The organism is Streptomyces sp. NPDC102402 (assembly GCF_044765765.1).
Classification (GTDB): domain Bacteria; phylum Actinomycetota; class Actinomycetes; order Streptomycetales; family Streptomycetaceae; genus Streptomyces.
Map to the genome: position 1 here is coordinate 373147 of NZ_JBIWKR010000006.1, position 18067 is coordinate 391213.

At 71.0% G+C, this 18067-nt stretch carries 13 protein-coding genes; 8 read left to right on the forward strand and 5 right to left on the reverse strand.

Annotated elements, in window-relative coordinates:
• Nucleotides 1-189: 189 nt before the first annotated feature.
• The 6 genes from ACIRJR_RS20880 (at nt 190) to ACIRJR_RS20905 (ending at nt 7282) form a co-directional block, all read left to right on the forward strand.
• The gene (locus ACIRJR_RS20880; protein ID WP_403782755.1) at nt 190-1362 is read left to right on the forward strand and encodes a lipid II:glycine glycyltransferase FemX; all 1173 of its coding nucleotides are present in this window, start codon (nt 190-192) and stop codon (nt 1360-1362) included.
• Nucleotides 1359-3029, forward strand: a complete 1671-nt coding sequence (gene murJ, locus ACIRJR_RS20885) for a murein biosynthesis integral membrane protein MurJ (protein WP_403782758.1) — start codon at nt 1359-1361, stop codon at nt 3027-3029. The genes ACIRJR_RS20880 and murJ overlap by 4 nt, the downstream gene beginning before the upstream one ends.
• A 79-nt stretch (nt 3030-3108) precedes the next feature.
• Nucleotides 3109-3792 carry a response regulator gene (locus ACIRJR_RS20890; protein ID WP_403782761.1) on the forward strand — a complete coding sequence of 228 codons (684 nt, stop codon included), beginning with the start codon at nt 3109-3111 and terminating at the stop codon, nt 3790-3792.
• Nucleotides 3789-5312, forward strand: coding sequence for a sensor histidine kinase (locus tag ACIRJR_RS20895; RefSeq protein ID WP_403782764.1), 1524 nt, complete (start codon nt 3789-3791; stop codon nt 5310-5312). Before ACIRJR_RS20890 ends, ACIRJR_RS20895 begins: the two co-directional genes overlap by 4 nt.
• A 71-nt stretch (nt 5313-5383) precedes the next feature.
• Nucleotides 5384-5959, forward strand: a complete 576-nt coding sequence (locus tag ACIRJR_RS20900; protein WP_403782766.1) for a hypothetical protein — start codon at nt 5384-5386, stop codon at nt 5957-5959.
• Between the two features lie 198 nt (nt 5960-6157).
• Nucleotides 6158-7282, forward strand: a complete 1125-nt coding sequence (locus ACIRJR_RS20905; RefSeq protein ID WP_403782769.1) for a PQQ-dependent sugar dehydrogenase — start codon at nt 6158-6160, stop codon at nt 7280-7282.
• Between the two features lie 226 nt (nt 7283-7508).
• Here ACIRJR_RS20905 and ACIRJR_RS20910 read toward each other — a convergent pair whose 3' ends face one another.
• From ACIRJR_RS20910 to ACIRJR_RS20930, 5 genes are read right to left on the reverse strand one after another with little or no spacing between them, the layout of a single operon-like run.
• Entirely contained in the window at nt 7509-10637 is a 3129-nt protein-coding gene (locus ACIRJR_RS20910) for an alpha-mannosidase (RefSeq protein ID WP_403782772.1), read from the reverse strand.
• 57 nt (nt 10638-10694) lie between these two features.
• Nucleotides 10695-11876: a glycoside hydrolase family 76 protein gene (locus tag ACIRJR_RS20915; protein ID WP_403782775.1), complete on the reverse strand. Its 1182-nt coding sequence runs from the start codon at nt 11874-11876 to the stop codon at nt 10695-10697.
• Between the two features lie 48 nt (nt 11877-11924).
• Complete coding sequence (locus ACIRJR_RS20920; RefSeq protein WP_403782778.1) at nt 11925-12779, reverse strand: carbohydrate ABC transporter permease; 855 nt, start codon at nt 12777-12779, stop codon at nt 11925-11927.
• A gap of 2 nt (nt 12780-12781) precedes the next feature.
• Nucleotides 12782-13741, reverse strand: coding sequence for a carbohydrate ABC transporter permease (locus tag ACIRJR_RS20925; RefSeq protein ID WP_403782781.1), 960 nt, complete (start codon nt 13739-13741; stop codon nt 12782-12784).
• Complete coding sequence (locus ACIRJR_RS20930; RefSeq protein WP_403782784.1) at nt 13738-15051, reverse strand: ABC transporter substrate-binding protein; 1314 nt, start codon at nt 15049-15051, stop codon at nt 13738-13740. Before ACIRJR_RS20930 ends, ACIRJR_RS20925 begins: the two co-directional genes overlap by 4 nt.
• A 285-nt stretch (nt 15052-15336) precedes the next feature.
• On the opposite strand from ACIRJR_RS20930, the gene ACIRJR_RS20935 reads away from it, so the two are divergent.
• A complete protein-coding gene (locus tag ACIRJR_RS20935) occupies nt 15337-17049 on the forward strand; it encodes a class I mannose-6-phosphate isomerase (protein WP_403782787.1) in 1713 nt (570 codons plus the stop codon).
• Complete coding sequence (locus tag ACIRJR_RS20940) at nt 17046-18056, forward strand: ROK family protein (RefSeq protein ID WP_403782789.1); 1011 nt, start codon at nt 17046-17048, stop codon at nt 18054-18056. The genes ACIRJR_RS20935 and ACIRJR_RS20940 overlap by 4 nt, the downstream gene beginning before the upstream one ends.
• Nucleotides 18057-18067: the final 11 nt, after the last annotated feature.

An 18067-nucleotide genomic window follows, 5' to 3' on the forward strand; every position in this document is an offset into this window, starting at 1 on the left:
GGAGCCTCCGTCCATGGTGGTTCGGATGGGATACACGTGACTGTAGAACCGGGAAAGCCCAGGTGAGCGGGGCTGCGGCTGTGTGACGAAGACTGCAGGGCAACGGTCATCGTCCGGTCACATCCGCCGCGCGGAGCCGTCACGGACGGCTGTGAGCATCCTGTGCATTCCCACAGAGAGGCTCACACAGTGTCATTGCCGCTCGTGACGGCTGCCCGCGGCCAGGAAGCGCCGCTGGGGGTCATCACCGCCGATACGTACCGCTCGTTCCTGCACTCCGGCGCGGGCTCGGACCTGGGAGCGGGTTTTCTGCAGTGTCCCTCCTGGGCGCAGGTCAAGAACGGCTGGCGTTCCCAGCTGGTGGGATGGGGAGCGGACCCGGCAGCCGGGGGGCTGACCGGTGCCGCTCTCGTCCTGCTGCGTCAACTCCCGGGAACCCGGAAGTACTTCGCCTATCTCCCGGAAGGGCCGGTCGTCGACTGGGCCGATCCGGGCATCGACGCCTGGCTCGGCCCGCTGCTGGAGCACCTGCGCGCGTCCGGAGTGTTCGCCGTACGGATCGGGCCCTCACCGGCGTACCGCCGCTGGGACGGGGCACGTCTCAAATCGGCTACCGGGCCCGGCCGCAGGCTCTCCGACGTCCTCGCGAGCGAGGTGGATCCGCTGGGCACAGCCGTCGCGGAACGGCTCCGGGCCCGGGGCTGGAAGCGGTGCGGTGGCGAGGACGACGAGGACGCGCAGCCGCGCCACGTCTTCCGGATTCCGCTCGCCGGGCGTACGGAGCGGGACCTGTGGGCGGGGCTCAACCAGGAGTGGCGGCGCAACGTCCGCCGGGCGCAGAAGTCGGGCGTCGAGGTGGTCGTCGGCAGCGCGGCGGACCTTCCGGAGTTCTACCGGCTGCTGCGCGTCACCGAGGAGCGCGACGGCTTCCGCCTCGGCCGGTCCCCGGAGTACTACGAGCGTCAGTACGCCGTCCTCAACGCGGAGGAACCGGGCCGAATGCGGCTCTACCTCGCCCGTCACGAGGGCGAGATCCTCGCTGCCCACACCATGATCCGCTTCGGCCGCCGGATCTGGTACCAGACCGGTGCCTCCGCCGATCACCGCCGCGAGGTCCGGCCCTCCAACCTGCTTCAGTGGCGCATGTTGCTCGATGCGCAGGCACTCGGCGCCGACGTCTACGACATGCGCGGGGTACCCTCCACGCTCGACCCCGACGACCGTCCGTACGGGCTGCTGCGCTGGAAGCTCGGCACCGGCGGCGAGGTCGTCGAAACCCTGGGGGAGTGGGAGAGAGCGTTGGACGGCACCACCAATCACGCGCTGTACCGCGCGTTTCAGACCTACCTGGCGCGACGATGACCACCGCCGCCACCGACCCCCTGCCGAAGCAGTCGTCCGCACTGCGCAGTGGCGCGATCATGGCAGCCGGGTCGGTCGTCTCCCGCGCCACCGGATTCCTGCGGTCGGCGGTCGTCGCGGCCGCGCTCGGCCTCGGGATGGTCGCCGACGGGTACGCGGTGGGCAATACGGCCCCCACCATCGTCTACATCCTGCTGCTGGGCGGTGCGCTCAACGCGGTCTTCGTACCGGAACTGGTGAGGGCGGCCAAGGAGCACGCGGACGGGGGCACGGCCTACACCGACCGACTGCTCACCCTGTGCGTGCTGGCACTGCTCGTACTGACGGGAACGGCGGTGTGGGCGGCGCCGGCGATCGTCGGGCTCTACTCGGACTACCCGCCGGAGCAGCACGCGATGACGGTCGCGTTCGCCCGGTACTGCCTGCCGCAGATCTTCTTCCTCGGCCTGTTCACCCTGCTCGGGCAGGTGCTCAACGCGCGGGGCCGCTTCGGCGCCATGATGTGGACGCCGGTCCTCAACAACGTCGTGGTCATAGCGGTGTTCGGCCTGTACCTGGCGACCGGCGCGGGCGGGGACCTGTCCACGGGGGAGCGGGCGCTGCTCGGGTGGGGCACCACGGCCGGGATCGTCGTCCAGGCGCTCGCCCTGCTTCCGTCGCTGCGGGCCGCGGGGTTCCGCTACCGGCCGCGTTTCGACTGGCGCGGCAGCGGCCTGACCCGACCACTGCGTTCCGCGGGCTGGCTGGTGCTCCTGGTGCTCAGCAACCAGGCCGCCTACTGGGTCACCACCCGACTCGCGACCTCCGCCGGTGCCCGAGCGGCCGCCGAGCGGATCGAGGGCGCGGGGTTCAGCGCGTACAACAACGCGTACACGCTCTGGATGGTGCCGCACGGCATCGTCACGGTCTCCCTGGTGACGGCGCTGATGCCGCGGATGAGCCGGTCAGCGGCCGACGGTGACACGGCGGCGGTCCGGCGGGACGCGGGATACGCGCTGCGCACGAGCGGAGCCCTGATCGTGCCCGCCGCGTGTGCGCTGCTCGCCCTGGCACACCCCGCGACGGCGCTCGTCTTCCAGCACGGCAGGACGGGACCGGAGGACATCGCCGTACTTGCCGGGATCCTGATGGCATTCGCCCCCGGGCTGATCGCCTTCTCCGGCCAGTACGTGCTGTCCCGCTCCTTCTACGCCCTGTCCGACACGCGCACCCCGTTTCTGCTGAACCTGATGACCGCGGGTCTCAACGCGGCGCTGTCGTGGGCGGCGTACCAACTCCTGCCCGCCCGCTGGGCGGTCACCGGCATGGCGGGCGGCTACTCACTCGCGCTGTTCGTGGGCTGGGCCGTGACCGCGCTGGTGCTGCACCGTCGGCTGACGCCCGGCGAGGACCCCGCAGGCCCACCCGGCGCCGCACCGGCCCGCCCACGGCTCCTGCGCTCCGCCACCGTTGCCGCTCAGGCCAGGCTGCTCGCCGCCGCCGTGCCCGCCACTCTGCTCGGTCTCGGCGCGGCCAGGGCGGCGGCCCCTGCCGGGCCGGCCGTCGCCGCCGGAGCCGGCGCGCTCACCGTCGCGGCGGTCTTCCTCCTGCTCGCCCGCCCTCTACGCCTCGCCGAGGTCGACACCCTCGTCACCGGTGCGTCCGCCCGGATCCGCCTCCGGCGCTGACGCGCGCGGAACCGCGAAGCCCTCCGCGGGCGTTGACCTTCCTGACCCGTTCACCACGACCCCCAGGGACTCCCCGCACATGCCCCGCGTGCTCCTGATCGAAGACGACCCCTCCGTGCGCGAAGGCGTCGAGCTGGGACTGCGCCGCCGCGGCCACGAGGTCCGCGCGGTCGCCACCGGGGAGGCCGGACTGGCCGCCCTCCGGGAGTTCCGGCCGGACCTGCTGCTGCTGGACCTGATGCTGCCCGGGATGAACGGGGTACAGGTCTGCCGCCGGGTGCGGGAGGACAGCCAGCTGCCCATCATCATGCTCACCGCCCGAGGTGACGACTTCGACGTCGTCATCGGCCTCGAGGCCGGAGCCGACGACTACATCGTCAAACCGGCCCGCACCGAGGTGATCGAGGCCCGCATCCGCGCGGTGCTCCGCAGGATGGAGGCCCCGGGCGGCGGCCGGCCGGCCGTCGAGTTCCACGGAGACCTCGCCGTCGACCGCGTCGGCCTCACCATCACCAAGTCCGGCGAACGCCTCGCCCTGGCACCCTCCGAGATGAAACTGCTCCTCCACCTGACGGCCGCTCCGGAGCAGGTGTTCAGCCGGCAGCAACTGCTCGAGCACGTGTGGGAGCACAGCTACCACGGCGACGCCCGTCTCGTCGACGCCTGCGTCCGCAGACTGCGCAACAAGATCGAGGACACCCCGGGCAGCCCGCGCTACATACAGACCCTGCGGGGCTTCGGCTACCGCTTCGGACCCCTGTGAACGCCGCCCCGGCGAGACGCGTGCGCCGGATCGCCACCTCCGGGTTGCGTACGCGCCTCGTCCTCGCGTTCCTCCTGGTCGCCGCCGTCAGCGCGGGCACGACCGCGGCGCTCACCTACCGTGAGGCACGCAGCGCCGTCCTCGTCAGTGCCCAGGACACCGCGGTCGCGTCCTTCCGCGAGCAGGTGGAGACGCTCGCACCCTCGCTCCCCGTCGAACCGGTGTCACTGCGCGAGCTGCTGTTCGTCCTCGCGAGCAAGGCGAAGCCGCACCCGTGGATCGTCTTCGCCGAGTACGGTTCGCTGCGTGTCTCGTCGAGCACCCGCCCCACCTCCACCGTGATCACCCCCGACCTCCGCCGCACCGCCCTCACGACGTCGCACGCCAGCTTCGAGAGGGTCGTGAAGAACGGTGTCCCGTATCTGACGATCGCGGTGCCTGTCCTGACGAGGACCGGCGGGGCGGGCACCCTGCCGACGGGGCTCGTCCTGTACGCCGTGATGCCGATGAGCGAGGAGCAGGCGGACGTCGAGGCCCTGGTGACCGCCGCGCGCGACGGGGCCATGCCCGGACTCGCCATCGCGCTGGTGCCCGCGCTGATCGCCGCCCGCGGTGTGCTGCGCCCGGTCCGTGAGCTGCGCGAGGCGGCCCGCTCGATAGGCAGTGGCCGGCTCGACGCACGGATCAAGGTTTCGGGGAGCGACGAACTGGCTGACCTGGCGCGTACGTTCAACGAGTCGGCGGGCCAGCTCGAGAAGTCGGTCGACGAACTGCAGCAGGCGGAGGCCCGCGCCCGTCGGTTCGCCTCCGACGTCTCGCACGAGCTGCGCACCCCGCTCGCCGGGATGCTCGCCGTCACCGAGGTGCTCGACGAGGACGCGGACGGCCTCGACCCGGATACGGCACGGGCCGTACGGCTGATCAGTGCGGAGACCGTCAAACTGGCGGTGCTGGTGGAGGACCTGATGGAGATCTCCCGCTTCGACGCACGTGCGGCCGAGCTCAACACGGACGAGATCGACGTCGCGGAGACCATCGGCAGAACCCTCCTGCACCGGCGCTGGAACGAGCGCGTTCGCACGGAACTGCCGGACGGGATCCGGGCCCGTCTCGATCCACGCCGGTTCGACGTCGTCGTCGCCAACCTCGTCGGCAACGCACTGCGGCACGGCGCGGAGCCGGTCACGGTCCGCCTGCGCACGCGGGCCTCCGCCGACGGGGCGAGCGTGCTGGTCGTCGAAGTCTGCGACAGCGGGCCCGGCATTCGGCCGGAGGTACTGCCCCACATCTTCGACCGGTTCTACAAGGCGGACGCGGCCCGCACCAGGTCGGCGGGCAGTGGTCTGGGCCTGGCGATCACCCAGGAGAACGTCCGACTGCACAGCGGCACCGTCCGGGCCGGGAACGGACCGGACGGCGGTGCCGTCTTCACGGTCGAGATCCCCCTGGGCGGGCCCACCGGGGACGGACGAGGCAACGGCATGGACGGATCCGCCACGACACGCGAGGCAACGGCATGAGTGAACCCCGCCGACAGGGCGACCGCGTGGGCGGATCCGTCACGCGACGACGACACGGAGAGGGCGCCGGCATGAGGATGCGCCTGCGCACGGCGGCCTTGCTCGCGGCCTGGGTCCCCCTCACGGCCTGTGGCATCCAGGAGACAGACGTCATCGGCGCGGGAAGCGCCGCGACCGTCGACGTCCTCCCCGCCCGTCAGGTGCGGATGCTCCTGTTCTTCCTCTCCCCGGACGCCGTGCTGGTGCCTGTTCCCCGGACCGTCGGCGAGAGTCAGTTTCCCGGGGAACAGCAGGGCCCGGAAGAAGGTGAGGAGGCCGCCCTGCCCGCCACGGAGAAGACCATCAGCGCGCTGCTGGCAGGACCGAACGAGGCGGAGAAGCGGGCGGGCCTCGTCAACGACGCGTCGCTGCCCGACCCGGCTGCGGTAAAGGTGTCCGACGACGGCGTGGACGTCGCCCTGGCGGCCCCGCTCGGCGGGCTCAGCCGGCCCGCCGAGTGGCAACTCGTCTGCACGGTGGCGTTCGCGGAGAGCGCTCAGGGCACGGCGACGGTGACGCTGCGGGGCACGGACGGCACGCGTGATCCCGCACGGTGCGACCTCCAGCCGGGTGCCGGAGGGACCGCCACCGAGACGGGTCCGCGCTGAAGCGCACGGGCGGTCCGGCGCGGAGAGAGAATGTCTCCTGTGGTCTAGGCCAAGTCGGCCCAGTCCGCTTATCCTCGTGCGTGCCGGCGGCACGCCGTCTCCCCACCCCGGTTGCGTGCCGGTGAGGACGATGCCCACTCGACTCCGTCCGGAGCGGCCGGCTGCCCTCCCCCCACTCACCGCCTCCAGGAGGCCACGGTGAACGTACGCACCAGAATCACCGCGATCATCGGCACTGCCTGCCTTGCCGCGTCCGTGGCTCTCGCCACGGCGTCGGCCGACCCACAGCAACGGGCGTCGGTGGTCCTCAACGAAGTCGCCCGGGCCACGAGCCCCTCAGCCGGCGCCGCCGGGCCGGACGGCACGCTCTGGATCGCCGAACGCGCGGGAACCGTAAGGGTTCTGAGCGCCCAGGGGCTCGGCGATCCCGTCCTGGACATCTCTGACCAGACGACCACCGACGGCGAACGGGGCCTGCTGGGCGTGGCGTTCGACCCGGACTTCGCCCACTTCTACATCTCGTTCACGGACCTCGAAGGCACCAGCACGGTGGACGAGTTCGCCGTGCGGGACGGCGCGATCCAGGCGGACACCCGACGCACCGTTCTCACACAGACCCAGCCGTACTCGAACCACAACGGCGGCGACCTCAAGTTCGGCCCCGACGGATACCTCTACATCGGCCTCGGCGACGGCGGATCGGGCGGTGACCCGCACGGCAACGGGCAGAAACTCGACACGCTGCTCGGCAAACTGCTGCGCATCGATCCCGGCGGCGGCGACCCGTACGCCATTCCGGCGGACAACCCGTTCGTGGGCGATCCGACGGCGAAGGGCGAGATCTGGGCGTACGGGCTGCGCAACCCGTGGCGCTTCTCCTTCGACGCGGGCACGGGTGACCTGCTGATCGGCGACGTCGGCCAGAGCGACTGGGAGGAGATCAACTGGGCTCCCGCCGCGAGCAAGGGCGGCGAGAACTACGGCTGGTCCTCGATGGAGGGCAACCACCCCTTCCGCGGAGGTACCGAGCCCGCGAACCACGTGCCCCCGGTCCACGAGTACGACCGCACCGGCCTCGGCTGCTCGGTCACCGGCGGCTACGTCTACCGCGGCGACGCCATCGCGGACCTCAAGGGGCAGTACGTCTTCAGCGACTACTGCGACGGCACGATCCGCACCCTGCGGATCGAGAACGGCGAGGTCACCGGCGAGGGTGACCTCGGAGTCCAGGGCGGCGAGGTCATCTCCTTCGTGGAGGGCGGAGACGGCGAGCTGTATGTCCTCGCCATCGGCGGCAGCGTCTCCCGCATCGAGCCGGCGTGACCCGCTGACGTACCTCGTCCGCCGCACACGCGCGCGGGGAGGGGTACCGGACCCGTGGTGTCCGACGATCTTCCCGAGGTGTTCGGCCGACGATGCCCCTGCCGGGGGTGGCGCGTGCTCCGTCCGCGACGCGCCACCCCCCTGACTCACCGCGGAGAGGGGGCGACAGCCCTGTCCTGACACCCCGCGGACGTCACGAGGGCGTTCGGAACCGGGGCCGCGGCCGTCACCCCCGGAGCTCCGGCGCGTCCCCGCACGTCAGCGACACCGCCGTGGTCCCGAGGCGGGGTACCGGGACCCGCAGCGCACCGCCCGGCCCGGCGTGCAGGGCGGTGCCCAGGGCGCCGAGGTAGTCGGCGGACACGGCCCCGGTGACGGGGAAGCCCGGAGTGATGCGGCAGGTGACCGGCTCCTCGGCGAAGGACTGCAGGCGTACGAGCACGCGCCCCGGCTCGGGCACGGTCAGGCCGACGACTCGCACCCGCGGGTCGTCGACGGCCAGGAGCGCGTATGAGGTACCGGGGTCGGGTTCGGCCGGCCGGCCGGCACGTACCGCCACCAGGGGCCGGCTGCCCACAGCGGCCGTGCGCATGCCGAGCACCGCGCCACCGGGGACTTCCGCGTCCTCCCACCCGACGCTGTAGCGGAACACGTGGTCGAAGGCCTGCTCCGAAGGGAAGTTGGTGTCCCAGATGTTGTTGTGGACCCACGAGAACACCGTGCCCGGCTCCTCCTGCGCCAGCGACTGCGGGTACGGCACATAGGGGATGGCGATCCCGCCCACCTGGATCAGCGGTGCGTCCTGGGTGGCCAGCGCGGCGGTCGTGCCCTCCTCCTGGAGGCTGACCCAGCGGCGTACGGCCCGCATGTGCCGGGCCGAACCGGGCACCGTCGGCAGCCCCGTCCCGGTGACTCCACCGGTCGCCTCCATCCGTACGACCGGGGACCGCATAGCGAAGGGGAAGGCGAAGAACGCGCTCTCCTTCGTCAGGGTCGCGGCCTTGTCGATCCGGTTCTCCAGGTCGATCCGGGCACACGCGTGCGGAAGATGGACCTTGACCCTGAGCCGCCGGGTGCCCGCCGGGGCGCACTCGTAGACCAGCGTCTCGCCGGTCGCGTCCGACACCCGTTCCACGAGGGCCGCCGGGGGTGCCGTCCTGCGTGTGGCAAGCAGGTGCATCGAGTCGTCCGCCGTGGTCTTGCTCGACTGGTGGTTGAACCCGCCGGCCGTGGCGTACTCGTCGTACACATATCCGTTGAGGCCGACGGTCGCGTCCTGACGGACCAGTTCGCCGCCCGTCCGCTTGTCCAGGACGGAGTCGATGCACGCGGACCTCAGATCGACGTGGACGCGCAGGAACTCGTTCTCCAGGACCGTGGAGACGTCGTCCGGGGTGCCGGCCTCGGCCGGCGGTGCGGCCGAGGGGGCGGGCGAGGGCTCGATGTCCACCCGTACGGCTCCATGGGCCGGCACACCGACCGCCCGGAACAGCAGGAAACGACCAGCCGCCCGGTGGAGTTCGTTGCTCTGCTCCTCCTCGGTCACCTCCAGCGGCATGCCCGTGCGGGAGTCGACGACCCGCACCGGGTCGGCGAGGGACACGGTGCTCTCGGGGAGGAAGAGCCGGACCGACTCGGACCGTTCCCAGCTGCACGTGTTGACGACGTAGTAGCCGGCGAGCGTCCCCTCGCGCGGGGCGAGACGTTCCCCCAGGGCCGCGTTCGCGGCGTCCAGCAGGGTGTGCGCCCCGTCGTGGGCGCTCAGGGCCTGGGCGTATTTCCAGTGCCACTGCCGCTCACCTGAGGCGTGACCGTGGTCGCCGTGCGTCCAGGGGTCGCCGGCGCCCCAGGTGTGCTCGTTGAACAGGGAGGCGGCGCGGTACACCTGCGGTGTGGCGCGGGTGATCCGGGCCGCGTCCGGTGCTCCCAGGATCTCCGAGTGGCCCGCGAGAGTCTGGGCGTCGGCCAGCGCCGCCTGTCCGTCGCGCGTGGCGGCCAGCGGCACGGCACCCGCGCCGACGCCGTCGACCCACCAGTCCGTCCAGTCGCCCTCGTACGTCTCGATCCGGTCGCCGAGCCGCTCCTCGGCGTCCTTGAAGAAGTCCTCGTTGCGCGAGGTGCGCAGGACGGGGAAGGCCCACTCCTCGTTCCAGCGGCGCACGGTGTCCGCGATGATGCGGCGCGGCGGCCCGTTGTCCGCGAACTTGCCCAGGACCCGCAGGTGCAGGATGTCCCAGGGGTAGGGGTCCCCCTTGAACTCCTCGTCCAGGACGGGGAATCCGGGGATGCCCCGGCCCTCGTGCGGGTACTGGTGGTTCGCCAGGGCCGTGAGGTAGTTCGGCAGCAGGTCGTCGACGCGGTCGAAGGACTCGTCGAACCCGATGATCGAGCCCTCCATGTAGGCGAGGCCGTGGGGGGTGTCGGTACGCCAGACCAGCACCTCACGGCCGCTCGGCGCCCGCCAGCGGAACAGACGGGGAAGGTCCTGGCCGCCGACGTGGTGCGGCACCGCCCGCCCTGCCCAGTTGTGGGCCACCGACAGGTAGCGGATCCCGCTGTCGGCGAGGACGTCGGGCAGCCCGACGACCTGCCCCGGCACGTCCGTCTGCATGGCCGTGGTGATGTCGATACCCGACTTGTCCCGCAACTCGCGTATCGGTCGCAGCAGTTCGTGCAGCTCGTCGGTGGAGCAGGTCTCGGTGTGCAGATTGAAGGGCATCGCGGTCAGCTCGATGCGCCCTTCGCGTACCCGGTCCAGGAACTCCGCGACCATGCGCGCCGGCCGGTTCTGCGACCAGTTCTCATAGCTGAAGTATCCCTCGACCGCCCAGCGGAACTTCGACTCCTCGGGCCAGTCGTCGGTGGTGCGGCACAGTTCCAGCAGGGAGTCGAGGTACTTGCGTCCCTCGGCCAGTACGGTGCTCTGAGGGTCGGTGTAGCCGATGTCCAGATGGGCGTGCTGGACCAGGTGCAGAGTCCAGTGGCGTTGAGGGGTCAGCAGTACCTCGACGCTCTCCCCGTCGGCGAGTTCAGGCAGTCCGACCAGGACCGGTGTGGGAGCGTCCACCTCCGGGACCAGCAGCCGGGTGTCGGTGCCCGGCCCCGGCAGCACGTCGCAGCGCAGGACGCTGCCGGAGACGGTGGTGACGAGGGCGCGGGTGACCGGCCGGCCGGCCGTGACACGCACGGACTGCAGGAGGCCTCCCGCGCCGTCATGGCGCAGGAGAGGTTCGCAGGAGAACCTGACGGGGTGCCCGCCGAGAGCCCCCTCGGCGGACACCCCGCGGTCGCGCAGGATGTCTCGGGCCATGTTCGAGTCCCACCAGGAGGGACGGGCAAGTGCGGGGCGGGGCATGGGAGAGATCTCCACTCGTGTGTGGTGCCGGGACATGCTGCTCGGGAGCGGGGTGGGTCAGGAGCGGTCGGAGGCGAGACCGGCGAAGATCTGCACCATCGCGGACTGTTCGAGTGTCTCGGCCTGCGCCTGGGGGGCGTGGTCGCCGCCGCCGGAGGGCTGGAATCGGAACAGACCGTCGGACGGTGTCCGGTTCTCCTTCCAGGTCCGCTCGGCGTACGTGGCGGCCGCGGCCCGGTAGGCGGGGTCCGGCCGCACCTCGTCCAGGATGCGGAGGTTGTCGAAGTAGAAGGCGTTGAAGATCGCCGGCTGGTCGTGCAGCCGGTCGCCCTGCTTCCAGTACGCGAGTGAACCCTGCGCGTCCTCGACGGCACGGTCGAGGTAGCTCCGCTCCCCGGTCGCGCGGTAGAGCGTTGTGGCGGTGCCGATCATGGCGCCGGAGTTGTACGACCACAGGGCCGTGTTCACGGTGCCGTCGTCGTCACGGCTGTTGTCGTACAGGCCGGGGGACCGACGCAGGCACGACCAGTTCCACGCGTACCACTGCCTCGCACTCGCGAGGAGCCGTTCGTCGTGATCGAGGGTGTAGAGCTCGGCGGCGAGCTGGGCGGCCAGTCCCGTGACGTTGGCGGCGCGCATGGTGTTGTCCGGGGAGTCGACCCAGTGCATGCCTCCGGGGCAGGGCTTGGCCGGATCCTCGTCCCAGCCGCGGCTGACGACCGCATAGGTCTCCCGAGCCCGGTCGAGGTAGAGCTCCTCGCCGGTGGCCCGGTACTGGTCGAGGAAGGAGAGCCCCACGACAGCGTTGTCATCGTAGAAGACGTCCCCGCCCTGACCGAGCGGCGCGGGCAGGTAGGAGTCGTAGCCGGGGCGGCCGTCGCGGGGGTCGAAGTACAGCCGCAGCGTGGTGAAGCGCTCGGCGGCGTCACGCTCGTAGCGGGCGCCGATGCCGGGCAGTTCGGACATGTCCACGGTGGCGGCGGCCGCCTCACGCAGCGGCCAGAGGTAGGAGTGGGGGTTCTCCCCTTCCTTGAGCGGTGTCTTCTCCAGGTACAGGCCGCGGGACCGAGGGCCCTGGTAGAGGTGCTGCTGCAGCGCGTCGTAGGTGACTTCGGCGCGGTGGGCCCAGGCGGATGCCGGTGTCTGCCGGTCATCGCCGGCCGCGGCGGCGGGACTCGCCCACAGTGCTCCGGAGAGGACGGCGAGGGCCAGTGCGGCGCGTACGGGAGTCTTCACCATGGTCTGCCTTTCGGGAAGGTGGAACGGTGGCGGTGGCCGGGACTCGGCTCAGCCGTGCAGCTTGAGGCTGCTGACGAAGAAGCGCTGCGCGGAGAAGAACAGGACGACGGTCGGCAGCGAGACCAGGAGTGCGCCGCCGAGCACCACAGGCGGTCCCACGTTGGAGTAGTTGCCCTGGAGGTCGGCCAGCGCGGCCATCACCGGGCGGATGTTCTTGCTGGTGGAGAGCGTGATTCCGAACAGCAGGTCGTTCCAGACGGAGACGAACTGGAAGACGAAGGCGGCCACCATGGCGGACCTGGACAGCGGCACGTGGATCTGCCAGAACACCCGCCACCACGACGCGCCGTCCATCCGGGCGGCCTCGATGATCTCCGGTGCCAGCGTCAGCGCGAAGTTGCGCATGATGAAGTACGCGAACGGGATGGCGATCGCCACGTACACCAGGAAGAGACCGAACTGGGCGTCGTAGAGACCGGTGTCCGCGTAGGCGAGGAACAGTGGCCGCAGGAAGACCTGGAGCGGAAGCAGCGTCCCGGAGTAGATCAGCCAGAACCACAGCGCCTTGTGCCGTACCGGCATGATGACGGTCGCGAAGGCGGCGGTGGTGGCCACGACGATGGCGGCGGCGGCACTGGTGACGGCGTAGAGCAGGCTGTTGCCCATGGAGGGGCCGAGGTCCGCCTTCGTCCAGGCCTGCGACATGTTGTCGAAGAGGCCGAACCCCTGCGGCCACCAGTGCGGCGTGCCGCCGTAGTCCGCCGCCGGGACCAGGGCGTTGACGAGCAGCAGCCAGGTGGGCAGGGCCCAGATCAGGGAGATGACCACCAGGGTCGTGTTGCGGACGATCCGGCCCGGGGTGGGCCGCCTTCGCGGGGCGCGGCCGGTGCGGGTGGTGGACATGTTCAGTCGCCTTTCGGGGTCAGCTGGCGCCGCAGGTACAACCACGAGGCGATCAGCACGATCGCGGTGAGCACGACCGCGACCGCCGCGCCCGCCCCCGGGTGCAGGGCGAGGAACGTCTCCTGGTACATCGAGACCGCGAGTGTCTCCGACTGCCGGCCGGGCCCGCCCTGGGTGAGCACCCAGATCAGGTCGAAGGACTTCAGGCCGTTGACCAGGCTGGTGCCGACGACGATGACGGAGACGGTCCGCAGCTGCGGCAGCACGACGTACCAGAACTTCCGCCAGCCCGCCGCCCCGTCGAGGGAAGCCGCCTCGAGGGTCTCCGGCGGGATGGTCTGGAGGCCGACCAGGAAGAGGATCACCGCCACGCCGGCCGACTGCCAGGTGTTGGCGACGATCATCACCAGCGTGTTGCCCGGCCACTCCAGCAGCCAGCCCTGGGCGAACGAACCCATGCCGAACGCCTTGAGCACCTGGTTCGCGGCGCCGTCGGTGTTGAGGACGAAGTTCCACACGACCGCGACGGCCGAACCGGACAGCGCGTAGGGCAGGACCACGACCAGCCGTGCCACCCGGGACCACCGGGCACCGTCGGTCATCACGGCGATGGCGAGGCCCAGCACCAGCGGCAGCACGACCGTTCCGACCACCCACATCAGGGTGTTCTGGATCGACCGGGTCAGCACCGGGTCGTTGAGGAAGAGGGCGTAGTTGTCGAGACCGGCGAACCCGGAGACCCGGCGGTCGTCGAACAGGCTCCGGTAGACGGTGGCGGCGAACGGGGCAAGGAGCAGCGCGCCCACCAGGACGACGGCGGGAGCCAGGAATCCGGCGCCGGCGACCCTGTCCCGCAGCCGGCGCGGGGGCCGCCGGGCGGACGCGGAGACCGCCGGGCGCGGCCCGGGCGAGGCTTGAGGGCCGGGAAGCGGCGACCGGCGCTGGTCGAGGGAGGAACTCATGACTCGTCCCTCTCCCACGCCGCCCACTCCTTCGTGGCCCGGCCCGCCATGCTGCGCAGCGTGGCGTCGGATGAGGAGGCCCCGGTCATGAAACCCCCCAAGTCGTCGGTGTTTCCCTGGATGAGGTTGGGCGGGCCCGACTCGCCGTAGCGGGGCAGCAGTGTCCAGTGTTCCTTCAGCGCCCGGTCCTTGAGCCCGGCGATCACCGGATTGCCCGGTCGTGAGAGCGGGTTGGCCGAGGAGTCCTGGAGGAAGTCGGTCCACACCTTCTGGACCTTCGGGTCGAGCCAGTTCGCCGCGTTGGCCATGGCCGCGTCGTGCGAGACGGCCTTGCGCGGTACCGCGAGCACCCCGGACTCGGTGATGACGGAGCGGCGGGTGGACGCGGCGACGGGTGGCATGACGAAGGCGTCGAAGTCGACGCCCGGCTTCATTCCGGTGGCGGCTATCCCCTGCGACTGCCAGGAACCGTGCAGGAACATGCCGATCCGGCCGGCCTTGAGGGCGGCCGGGCCGTTGTTCTGGTCGAAGTCCGCCGCGGTCATCCAGCCCTTGCTCATGAAGTCGCGCCAGATCTGGAGGGCCTGCTTCGCCTGCGGGTCGGTGTAGCTCGCCTTTCCCGTGATCAGCTCCGCGTAGAACTCCGGGTCCACCTTGCTGACCAGTTCCTGGAACCACTCGTACGCGGGCCAGTTGCCGGCCTGGGTGGCCACGAACGGGGTGACACCGGCCTTCTTCAGTACCTCGGCGTTGTGCAGCATCTCCTCCCAGGTGTCGGGAGCCCGCAGCCCGTGCTTGCGGAAGACGGCCGTGTTGTAGAAGAGGACGTAGTACGACTCGTAGAGCGGTATCCCGTATACGGAGCCGCGGTACGACATCGGCTCACGGGCCTGCGACGTGACCCAGCCCTTGCGCTCGTAGTCGGTCCACAGGGAGGAGAGATCGCTGAGCTCCCCGGTGCGGGCCAGCGACTTGAGGAAGTAGCCGGAAGCCCACTTGATCATGTCGGTGGCCTTGGTCGTCTGCAGCGAGATCTGCGTGACCTGCCTGTACGAGGTGGGGTTGGGGTTGGACAGCGGACGCAGCGCACAGCCGGTGAGCTTCTTCAGTTCCCGCCCGGCCGCGACGTACCCCTGGTCCCAGGTGGCGTTGTCGTTGGCGAGAGTGGTGGTGCCGGGCCGCACCGCGGTGCTGTCGCCCCGGGCGCAGCCGGCCAGTGCGGCCGCACCGCCCGCTCCGAGGGTCGCCAGGACGCTGCGGCGGCCCACTGGGTGGGACGACCACTGTGTCGCCCCGCCGGTTGATCTCATGGATTCCCTTCCCTCGGGACCCTGGAAGGGATCCCTGGCTCTGGGGGTGTGGTGGGTGAGGGGCTTGGCCCTCCGAGAGATCTCGCCGTACCGCACGGCAGCGGCGGTTCGGATTGCCAGGATGTTAACGACACCATGAGGTCGAAACAAGACTTCGCCCCAAGAATCCGCAGAGAACCTGTGTCTAGCTGCTGGTATGCCTGAGAAGCCGTCAGCTCTCTTGTTCGTCGTCGTTGTTATCGATACCATCCCCTCGGTTGCCCGCTCGTCCCGTCAGGAGAACCTGTGCACTCAGAGCCCCGCCCTTATGAACGCGACCCCCGCTACCCGGCAGTAGGCACCGTGGTCGCCGGCTGGAACGACGCGGTCGCGACCCTGCCCGCCCGGCCCGTCGTCCTGGCCGTGGACGGGCCCGCGGCCCTGGACTGGGACGGGGCCGCCCGGGGGATCGCCGCAGCACTGCGTGCGAGGTCCGTCGAGGTGGCCGTCCTGGACGTGCGCGAGCGGTGGTCGGCGGCGGCCGTCGAGCGGTTGTGCGTCCCGGACGCCGGGGCCGACGCCTTCTTCCTGCCGCTCGCCGAGTTCGAGATGGCCGACCTCTTCGAGTGCCGGCCGTCGGCGGAGCGTCCCGACAACGGCGTCCTGCTGGTGTTCGGCCCCGGCGCGGCCCTTTGCTCACCCGATCTGATCTGGTGGGCGGACCTGCCCAAGCGGTACGCGGAGAGCGCTGTCGCCTCCGGGACGCTTCCCGTGGGTGCCAACCTCGGCCGCCCGAACACACCGGGCGAACTGCGCAGTCTCTTCTACACCGACTGGCCTGTCACCGACCGCCACCGTGACGCTCTCGCGCCCAGGATCGACCGGTGGATCGACGTACAGGACCCGAAGGCCCCGGCGTCCCTGGCCGGCGACGAGGTCCGGGCTACCCTCGCAGCCCTCGCACGGCAGCCCGTACGCACCCGTCCCTACTTCAACTCCACCCCCTGGGGCGGACAGTGGGCCGCCGAGAAGCTCGGCTTCGAGTCCGAGGACGGCAACACCGCCCTCGGCTACGAGCTGATCGCCCCCGAAGCGGGCGTCCTCGTCGGCCAGGACGCCGGGGCACAGGTGGAACTGCCCTTCCAGCTCCTGTGCGTCCTGCACCCCGAGGAGTTCCTCGGCGCGGAAGTGCACCAGCGCTACGGCACCTCGTTCCCGATCCGCTTCGATTACCTCGACACCGTGGGCGGAGGCAACCTCTCCCTGCACTGTCACCCGCAGGAGCAGTACATGCGGGACACCTTCGGCTGGCCCTACACCCAGCACGAGACCTACTACATCACGGCCGGCGACCCCGGATCCCAGGTCTACCTCGGGCTGCGGCAGGGTGCGGACATGGACATCCTGCGCAAGGAGGTGGAGGCGTCGGCGGCGCACGGCACGCCCCTGCGCGTCGAGGACCACGTCCAGACGTTCCCCGCCGACCCCGGCCAGCTGTTCATGATCCCGGCCGGAACCCCGCACGCCTCCGGCGCGGGCAACCTCGTGCTGGAGATCAGCGCCACGCCCTACCTCTACTCGCTGCGCCTCTACGACTGGCTGCGCCGCTCCACCTCCGGGGTGCCCAGGCCGCTGTCCCACGGGCACGCATTCGCCAACCTCGATTCCGGCCGGCGCGGCCCCGATGTCGGCGAGGACCTCGTCCAGCGGCCCCGTACCCTTCGCGAGGGCGCGGGCTGGCGTGAAGAGGTCATCGGCGCCCTGCCCGAGATGTTCTACCGGGTCCACCGCCTCGTGCTCGACGGATCGGGCCCGGCCGAGGACGACACCGAGGGGCGTTTCCACATCCTCAACGTCGCCGCGGGTGACGGCGTGGTGGTGGAGACAGCCGGAGGCCGCCTCCACGAACTGGCCTTCGCCGAGACCCTCACCGTGCCGGCCGGGGTGGGAGCCTACCGCCTCCACCCCGTCGGGACGGGGCCCGTGCAGGTCGTCAAGTCCCTGGTGACACCGTCATGACCCGGGTTCCCGTGCTGGAGATCGGCGGGACCCATGTCACTGCCGCTCTCGTGGACATGACGTCCCGTTCGCCGGTCACCGGTTCCGTCGTCCGCAGACCGGTGTCCGCCGATGCGGGCGCCGAGGAGATCCTCGACTCCTTCGCGGACGCCGCCCGCCACCTCGCGGCGCCCGCCCGGGCCTGCTGGGGTGTCGCCGTCCCGGGGCCGTTCGACTATGCGGCCGGCATCGGCAGGTTCCGGGGCATCGGCAAGTTCGAGGCGCTGCACGACGTCGACGTAGGGGCGGAGCTGCGCGACCGGCTCCCGCACCCGCGCGCCATCAGCTTCCTCAACGACGCGGACGCCTTCGCCATCGGGGAGCACCACAGCGGGGACACCACGAAGCGGGGCCGGTCCGTGTGCGTCACGCTCGGCACCGGCGTCGGATCCTCCTTCCTGCGCGACGGGCATCCCGTCACCGAGGGCCTTGCCGTTCCGCCCGGAGGCCGGGTCCACCGCATCTCGGTCGACGGACTTCCGCTGGAGGAGGTGATATCGCGGCGGGCGATCCGCGCGCGGTACGCACGGGCCGCGGGTCTTGACCGCCGTGCGGAGACCCCGGACGTCAGCGCGATCGCCGCCCTGGCCCGCAGGGCGGACCCGCACGCCGAGGCGACGATCAGCGGGTGCTTCACCACGCTGGGGCGCGCCCTGGCGCCCTGGTGCGCGGCGTTCCGGCCCGACGTGATGGTCGTCGGCGGCTCCATGACCGCCTCCTGGGACCTCATCGGCCCCGCGCTGCGCGCCGGACTCACCACCGGGGCCGAGGCCGCTGGACCAGGAGCGGGCGACATCGTCGCCGCGATGGACCTGCGTACCGCTCGACGGCCCGACGACGCGCCTCTGATCGGGGCCGCGTACTGGGCCCTGGGGCGACGGACGGAAGGAGACCCGGCGGGACCCGGCCCTCTCGCTGCCGGGGAGATGCCCTTCGCGGCGCCGAGGGCCGGGCACTCTCTACAATGACGGCGCCTGCG

Bases quoted from the DNA above. Each gene is read 5' to 3' on its own strand.
- murJ (WP_403782758.1), top strand. From the start codon at position 1,359: ATGACCACCGCCGCCACCGACCCCCTGCCGAAGCAGTCGTCCGCACTG.
- ACIRJR_RS20890 (WP_403782761.1), top strand. From the start codon at position 3,109: ATGCCCCGCGTGCTCCTGATCGAAGACGACCCCTCCGTGCGCGAAGGC.
- ACIRJR_RS20900 (WP_403782766.1), top strand. From the start codon at position 5,384: ATGAGGATGCGCCTGCGCACGGCGGCCTTGCTCGCGGCCTGGGTCCCC.
- ACIRJR_RS20910 (WP_403782772.1), bottom strand. From the start codon at position 10,637: ATGCCCCGCCCCGCACTTGCCCGTCCCTCCTGGTGGGACTCGAACATG.
- ACIRJR_RS20915 (WP_403782775.1), bottom strand. From the start codon at position 11,876: ATGGTGAAGACTCCCGTACGCGCCGCACTGGCCCTCGCCGTCCTCTCC.
- ACIRJR_RS20920 (WP_403782778.1), bottom strand. From the start codon at position 12,779: ATGTCCACCACCCGCACCGGCCGCGCCCCGCGAAGGCGGCCCACCCCG.
- ACIRJR_RS20925 (WP_403782781.1), bottom strand. From the start codon at position 13,741: ATGAGTTCCTCCCTCGACCAGCGCCGGTCGCCGCTTCCCGGCCCTCAA.
- ACIRJR_RS20930 (WP_403782784.1), bottom strand. From the start codon at position 15,051: ATGAGATCAACCGGCGGGGCGACACAGTGGTCGTCCCACCCAGTGGGC.
- ACIRJR_RS20940 (WP_403782789.1), top strand. From the start codon at position 17,046: ATGACCCGGGTTCCCGTGCTGGAGATCGGCGGGACCCATGTCACTGCC.